A 6,708-nucleotide genomic window follows, 5' to 3' on the forward strand; every position below is an offset into this window, starting at 1 on the left:
GGTGAGTGGCTGGGGGGTGGGTGGATGGATGGGGTGGACATCCGTGCGAGACGGGCGCGGGTGGGGCCGCGCTGGGGTGGGTTACCGGCCCGTCACGGGCCGGGCGGCGGTGGTCCCGCCGGTGGGCGGCCCGTACCTCCCGTGAGGCCGATCAGCAGCGGGCCGGTCGGGGCCGTCACGAGTTCCTCGACGGTCAGCGGGTCCAGGGTGGCGAAGAACGCCTCCTGGGCCCGGCGCAGCGCGCCGCGCAGTCGGCAGGCGGAGGCCAGCGGGCAGGGTTCCGTGCCCTCGCAGTCCACGACGTCGCCCGCGCCCTCGAGTTCGCGCACGACGCCGCCCACCGAGGCGGTCCGGCCGGCGGCGGTGAGCGCGAGCCCGCCGCCGCGGCCGCGCCGGGCCTCGACCAGTCCGAGGTGCTGCAGCCTCGCGACCACCTTGGCGGTGTGCGTGTAGGGGACCTGCATGGTCGCCGCCACGTCGCGGGTGGTGGGGAGGTCGTCCCGTTCGACCGCGAGGCGCATGAGGACCCGCAGCGCCAGATCGGTGAATCGCGTCAGCCGCATGTCCGCACCCTAGAAAACTTGCATCTAGTAATCAAGTTAAGGTCTGGCCGGAAGTCGCGGGTCGTGGGGGAGCCGGGCGGCGCCGACCTGAACCCCACAGGTTGCCCACACCCACACGGAGTAGTCCCACCCTTTTGTGTAATGGTCCCACCACCGATCGCGCTGAAAGGCTTCTGCCGCAGTCCGCGTGATCAAAGGGGAATGAGATGTCGGTCCAGGCAGGTTCCGAAACTCGCGAGGGCCAGCCGCAGCGCAGCCTCGGCACCGCGGCGGCACGGAACTTGGCAACCACGACCAAGTCCGCGCCGCAGATGCAGGAGATCACCTCCCGGTGGCTCCTGAAGAAGCTCCCGTGGGTCCCGGTGCAGGGTGGCACGTACCGGGTCAACCGGCGCCTGAGCTACTCCGTCGGCGACGGCCGCGTGACGTTCGTCAAGACCGGCGACCGGGTCCAGGTGATCCCCGCGGAGCTTGGCGAACTGCCGCTGCTGCGCGACTACGACGACCTCGACGTCCTCACCGAGCTGGCCCAGCGCTGCCGCCAGCGCGACTTCGAGGCCGGCGAGGAGCTCACCTCCTTCGGCAGCCGCGCCGAGGAGGTCTACCTCCTCGCCCACGGCCGCATCGACCAGATCGGCCCCGGCCCGTACGGGGACGACGCCGTCGTCGGCACCGTCGCCGACGGCTCGTACTTCGGCGAGCAGAGCCTCACCGACGGCGAGGCGATCTGGGAGTACACGGCCCGGGCCGCCACGTCCGGCACCGCGCTCGTCCTGACCCGCCAGGACTTCCTGCTGCTCGCCGACCGCGTCGAGTCCCTCGGCCGGCACGTCGCCCGCATGCGCAGCCTCCCCGCCCAGCGCACCAACACGTTCGGAGAGGCCGCCATCGACCTCTCCGCGGGCCACGTCGGCGAGGCCGAGCTGCCCGGCACCTTCGTGGACTACGACGCCCACCCGCGCGAGTACGAGCTGAGCATCGCCCAGACCGTGCTGCGCGTGCACACCCGCGTCGCGGACCTCTACAACCAGCCGATGAACCAGACCGAGCAGCAGCTGCGGCTGACCGTCGAGGCGCTGCGCGAGCGCCAAGAGCACGAGATGGTCAACAACCGCGACTTCGGCCTGCTCCACAACGCGGAGTACGACCAGCGGATCCAGCCGCACGACGGCGTCCCCGGCCCCGACGACATGGACCAGTTGCTCAGCATGCGCCGCGGGTCCAGGATGTTCCTCGCCCACCCCAAGGCCATCGCCGCCTTCGGCCGCGAGTGCAACAAGCGCGGCATCTACCCCACCCCGGTCGAGGTCGACGGACACCACGTGCCGGCCTGGCGCGGGGTGCCCATCTTCCCGTGCAGCAAGATCCCCGTCAGCGACGCCCGCACCACCTCGATCCTGTGCCTGCGCACCGGCGAGGACGAGCAGGGCGTGGTCGGCCTGCACCAGCCCGGCATCCCCGACGAGCTGGAGCCCAGCCTCTCGGTCCGCTTCATGGGCATCAACGAGCAGGCGATCATCTCCTACCTCGTCACCGCCTACTTCTCCGCCGCCGTGCTGGTGCCCGACGCCCTCGGTGTGCTGGAGAACGTCGAGATCGGCCGTTGGCGCTGAGCCCGGCGGTCGGAGGGGACGCCATGGCGACCACCGGGATCCAGGGGCACGAGGCCGCGGCCCTGCTGGAGCGGACGAGGGAAGCGGTCGACCCCGAACTGCGGCGGACCGTGGAGCAGCTGCCCGGTCCCCTGCGCCGCATCGCTCAGTACCACTTCGGGTGGGTGCACGCGGACGGCAGCGCGGCCGCAGGCCGGGCGGGGAAGGCCATCCGGCCCGCGCTCGTCCTGGCGGCGGCCGAGGCCCTGGGCGGCCGGGCCGAGGGCGCGCTCCGGCCGGCGGCCGCGGTGGAGCTGGTGCACAACTTCACGCTGCTCCACGACGACATCATCGACGAGGACTCCCGGCGTCGCGGACGCCCCACGGCCTGGACGGTGTTCGGGCTCCCGGACGCCCTCCTGGCCGGGGACGCCATGCTGGCGCACGCCCTGCGCGGCCTCGCCCGGGACCCCGACCCGGCGGCCGCCAGGGCCTCCGCCCGGCTCGCGGCCTGCGTCGTCGAACTGTGCGCCGGCCAGCAGGCGGACTGCGCCTTCGAGGAGCGGGCCGACGTCGACCTCGACGAGTGCCTGACCATGGCCCTCGCCAAGACCGGGGCGCTGCTCGGCTGCTCCTGCGCCCTCGGCGCGCTCTACGCGGGCGCGGGGGAGGAGGAGGTCGAGGCCATGGACGCCTTCGGGCGGGAGGCGGGGCTCGCGTTCCAGCTCATCGACGACCTGATCGGCATCTGGGGCGACCCGGAGCACACCGGCAAGCCCGCCGGCGCCGACCTGGCCGCCCGCAAGAAGTCGCTGCCCGTGGTGGCCGCCCTCACCTCGGGCACCCCGGCCGGCGCCGACCTGGCGCGCCTGTACGCCGGGCCCATGACGGGGGCGGACGTCCGACTGGCCGCCGAGGCCGTCGAGCGGGCGGGCGGCCGCGACTGGGCGCAGGCGCACGCCGCGGACCGCATGGGCCGGGCCGTGCAGCAGCTCTCGCGGGCCGTCCCCGACCTCGGGGCGGCGGGCGGACTGCTGGCCCTGGCGGAGTTCGTGACGCGGCGCACGCGCTGACGGGAGGGGCTCGTCCACTGACCGTTTCCGGTCATGCGGGCGGGCCCCTCGTGCCGTCCAACTCTAGGATCGGACCCGCACGTTGACCCGGCGCCGCAGCGGCCCGGGCATCGATGGCGAGCGGTACGACGACGGAAGGACGGACGAGCGGTGGCGCTGGAGATACGGCAGGCGGGACCCGAGGACCGGGACGCGGTGGCGGGGCTGCTGGACGAGGCCTTCCAGAACGACCCGGTGAGCAGCTGGGTCTTCCCTGACCCGGAGCACCGGCGTGCCGTGCACGGCAGGTTCCTCGGGGTGTTCGTCGACGTCACCCTGGCCGACGGGCGGATCGACTACGCCGCGGACGGCTCGGCCGCCGCCCTGTGGATGCGGGTGCCGGCCGGCGAGCACGAGCCGGCGGCGGACGAGGTCGACGTACCGGCCCTCATGCGGGCGACGGCCGACCCCGACAACGAGCGGTGCGAGATCGTGGGCCGCCTGATGGACGAGCTGCACCCCACGCACGAGGAGCACGAGTACCTGCTGATGATCGCCGTCGACCCCGCCCGCCAGGGCGAGGGTCTGGGCACCGAGCTGATCCGACCGGTGCTGGAGCGCTGCGACCGGGAGGGCGTGGCGGCGTACCTGGAGGCGAGCAGCCCGCGCAGCGTGCCGCTGTACGAGCGGCTGGGCTTCGAGGCCACCGGCACGCGCGTGCAGCTCCCCGCCGGGCCGGAGATGGTGCCGATGTGGCGCAAGCCGCGGGGGTGAGCTTGCCGGGGCCGTCGGGAGGGCTTTCGGGGCCCCCGGGGCCTACGGTGGGGTTATGGCAGGCGGAGAGGAAACGAAGGTCGGGGCCGGCGGCCCGGGCGGGTCCGGCGGGTCCGGGGGGTCGTCCGGCGGGTCCGGCGGGTCGCCCGGTGGGAGCGAGCCGCACCTGCGGAACGCGCCCGGTCAGCCGCGCCACTGCGCCGTGTGCGGCAAGCCCGTCGACGAGGTGGTCCACCGGCACAAGACGCTCGGCGCGTTCGTGCCCGAGTGGGGCCCGGGGCCGTGCCGGAACCCGGACTGCTCCGCTTACGAGCCCGGACACGGCGGCGGACACGGCGCCGGGGCCGGGCACCGGGCGGGCTGAGCCCGCGCTGTTGGTGCCCGGCCCCGGTCGGGGCCGGTCGGGCCCGAGGGGGCTGGCCGCGCCCGAGGGGCTGGTCGCGCCCGAGGCTGGCCGGCTTGATCCCGTCGGGGCGGTGCGGCCCGGTGGGCGGCTGAGCTTCGGGCGGTGCGGCCCGGTGGGCTGCGAGCCGGTTCAGCCCTTCGTGGCGGTGGCGGTTCAGCCCTTCGTGGCGGTGGCGGCCAGGCCGTAGCGCCAGAGCTGGTCGACGCGGGAGCGCTCGGTCGCGTTCGGGTACGCGTTCGTGCAGGACGTCCCCGGGCCGCCGCCCGACATCAGCTCGCTGCACGGACCCGAGTAGTGGTCGGGCAGCCCGAGGACGTGCCCGGTCTCGTGGGCGGTCACGCGGGTGGAGTTGTACTGCTGGTTCTGGCGGTAGTCGAGGAACACGTAGCCGCTGCCGTGCCCGTCGGTGCTGGCGTACGAACCCCGGGAGTCGTTGCCCTCGTAGTAGGCGAAGTCGTAGCCGCTGCTGGACTCGGCGAGCTTCACGTTGGCGACCGAGCTGTTCCAGATCTGCGCGCTGCGGGCTATCTGGGTGCGGAAGCTGGGGGCGTTGCGGGTGCTGTAGTAGACCGTGACGGAGGCGGCGGCGCTGGGGTGCGCGGCGCGGCGGGCGGCCACCGACTTCATGACGGCCTGGAAGAACGCCCGGTTGGCGGCCGCGTTCTCCTTCGAGCGCTCGTACGCCGTGTAGGAGGCGGTGGCGGTGGTGGCCTGGCCGGCCTGCGGGGCGGGTGCCGCTGCGGCGGTGGCGGGGACCGCGCCCAGGGCGGCGGCGAGGCCCAGGCCGACGGCGGACGCCAGGACGGTGCGGGGACGAAGCATGGTGCGGCTCCTGATCCGGTGTGGGGGGTGGATCGTTCCGCTACCGGAGTGTGGGGGAGCCGCCGGGGCCGGCGGATGATGCCATCAGGCGATAACGCGGAGGTATCGCCCTCGCCAACACCGCTGAAAATGGCGGAAAGTGGTGCTTCGTCAGTGACTGGTGCGCCTTTGGGGACCGCTTTACGCTCGGTGCATGGAGCTCGAGGTCAGGCACTTGCGCGTCCTGTGCGCGATCGCCGAGACGGGCAGCCTGCACAAGGCGGCCCGTCAGCTCGGCGTCAGCCAGCCTTCCTTGACGACCCAACTGCGTCGGATCGAACGGGCCCTGGACGGTGAGCTGTTCCTGCGCGAGCGCACCGGCTGCCGCCCCACGCCGCTCGGGCGTACGGTCCTCGGCCACGCCCGCCCGCTGCTGGACGGGATGGCCTCCCTGGTCGCCGAGGCGCGGGCCGCCGCGCTCGGCCCGCGGCTGCGGATCGGCTCCACCGCCAGCCGCGCCCTCCCCGGCTGGCTCCGGCGGCTGCGGTGGCGACTTCCGGACACCGAGACGTCATTGCTGGTCGACGTTTCGGCCAACGCCTTGCTGAGGATGGTCGCGGCGGGGCAACTGGACGTGGCCTTCGTCCACGAGGTGGAGGGCTGCCCGCTGCGGGTGCCGGCGGGGGTCGAGGTCCGGGTCCTGGTCGAGCGGGAGCCGCAGTTCGTCTCCATGGCCCGTGACCATCCCGCGGCCCGGCAGGAGGTGGTCGACCTCGCCGACCTGGCGGGCGACCGGTGGATGGTGGACCCGTCGGTGGACGGTGAATGGGCCGGGCTGCGGCGGGTCCTGACGGATGCGGGGCTGGATCCGGCGTACCTGCACGGGGACTACCACTCGGCCGCCTCGCTGATCGCCACGGGCGAGGCGGTGGCGCCGTGCCAGCCCACGTCCGGGCCGCGCCCGGACCTGGCGATCCGGCCCCTCCAGGGGGATCCGCTGGGCGTGCGGCTGCTGTTGGCGTCGGCGCCGGGGGTCGACGCGGAGGTCTACGCCGACCTCCGGGCCTCCTACCGCGAGGCGGCGCTGCGGGTGGGGGCGTACCGGGCCTGGCTGCGGCGGCAGGGGAGTCCGCTGCTGGGGGCGGGGCAGGCGGGGTAGGCGGGGGGCTTCGCGGGCCGCGGGAGGGCCCCTGCGCGGGGTCCGCTGTCCGGCTGGTGGGAGTTCGCCGCCGTCCGCATGGTGCGGGTCCACCGTGGGTGGTTCTGTCCGGACTGCTGCCGCCGTGGGGTGGGTGGGGGCTTCGCGGGGGGTGGGTCCCGTGGTGTGTGGGTCCCCTCGGCGCTTGACAGGGGCGGCCTGCAGGCCTCCCCCAGCTACCGCTGGGAGGGACCCCCAGCGGCAGGCCCACCCCGAGGGCTTCGGGGCTTCGCCCTGGCCTGCGGCCACCCTCGGCCCGGGCCTGCCTCCGAGCCAGCCTGCCACCCCTGTCAAGCGCCTCCCCCACACACCACGGGACCCA

At 74.2% G+C, this 6,708-nt stretch carries 7 protein-coding genes; 5 read left to right on the forward strand and 2 right to left on the reverse strand.

From position 1 onward, the window contains the following. Positions 1–92: 92 nt before the first annotated feature. Positions 93–563 (reverse strand): Rrf2 family transcriptional regulator, encoded by a 471-nt coding sequence (locus tag IF43_RS0134905; protein ID WP_030210715.1) that lies wholly within the window; start codon positions 561–563, stop codon positions 93–95. Positions 564–769: 206 nt separating this feature from the next. On the opposite strand from IF43_RS0134905, the gene IF43_RS0134910 reads away from it, so the two are divergent. The 4 genes from IF43_RS0134910 (at position 770) to IF43_RS43315 (ending at position 4,345) form a co-directional block, all read left to right on the forward strand. Next, on the forward strand, positions 770–2,176 hold the full coding sequence (locus IF43_RS0134910; protein WP_030210716.1) for a family 2B encapsulin nanocompartment shell protein: 1,407 nt from the start codon (positions 770–772) through the stop codon (positions 2,174–2,176). A 23-nt stretch (positions 2,177–2,199) separates the two neighbouring features. Next, entirely contained in the window at positions 2,200–3,228 is a 1,029-nt protein-coding gene (locus IF43_RS0134915) for a family 2 encapsulin nanocompartment cargo protein polyprenyl transferase (protein ID WP_030210719.1), read from the forward strand. A gap of 150 nt (positions 3,229–3,378) precedes the next feature. After that, positions 3,379–3,981: a GNAT family N-acetyltransferase gene (locus IF43_RS0134920; RefSeq protein WP_030210725.1), complete on the forward strand. Its 603-nt coding sequence runs from the start codon at positions 3,379–3,381 to the stop codon at positions 3,979–3,981. Between the two features lie 166 nt (positions 3,982–4,147). Then, positions 4,148–4,345 (forward strand): hypothetical protein, encoded by a 198-nt coding sequence (locus IF43_RS43315; protein WP_037891395.1) that lies wholly within the window; start codon positions 4,148–4,150, stop codon positions 4,343–4,345. 195 nt (positions 4,346–4,540) lie between these two features. Here IF43_RS43315 and snpA read toward each other — a convergent pair whose 3' ends face one another. Beyond that, positions 4,541–5,209 carry a snapalysin gene (gene snpA, locus IF43_RS0134930; RefSeq protein WP_030210729.1) on the reverse strand — a complete coding sequence of 223 codons (669 nt, stop codon included), beginning with the start codon at positions 5,207–5,209 and terminating at the stop codon, positions 4,541–4,543. Positions 5,210–5,402: 193 nt separating this feature from the next. Between snpA and IF43_RS0134935 the strand changes: the two genes are divergently transcribed. Beyond that, positions 5,403–6,347 (forward strand): LysR family transcriptional regulator, encoded by a 945-nt coding sequence (locus IF43_RS0134935; protein WP_030210730.1) that lies wholly within the window; start codon positions 5,403–5,405, stop codon positions 6,345–6,347. Positions 6,348–6,708: the final 361 nt, after the last annotated feature.

The sequence above is a fragment of the Streptomyces sp. NRRL S-87 genome, from assembly GCF_000719335.1.
Lineage (GTDB): Bacteria > Actinomycetota > Actinomycetes > Streptomycetales > Streptomycetaceae > Streptomyces.

What these genes read in the sequence shown, in the direction of transcription:
- IF43_RS0134905 (WP_030210715.1), bottom strand. Translation starts at nt 563, where the DNA reads ATGCGGCTGACGCGATTCACCGATCTGGCGCTGCGGGTCCTCATGCGC.
- IF43_RS0134910 (WP_030210716.1), top strand. Translation starts at nt 770, where the DNA reads ATGTCGGTCCAGGCAGGTTCCGAAACTCGCGAGGGCCAGCCGCAGCGC.
- IF43_RS0134915 (WP_030210719.1), top strand. Translation starts at nt 2,200, where the DNA reads ATGGCGACCACCGGGATCCAGGGGCACGAGGCCGCGGCCCTGCTGGAG.
- snpA (WP_030210729.1), bottom strand. Translation starts at nt 5,209, where the DNA reads ATGCTTCGTCCCCGCACCGTCCTGGCGTCCGCCGTCGGCCTGGGCCTC.
- IF43_RS0134935 (WP_030210730.1), top strand. Translation starts at nt 5,403, where the DNA reads ATGGAGCTCGAGGTCAGGCACTTGCGCGTCCTGTGCGCGATCGCCGAG.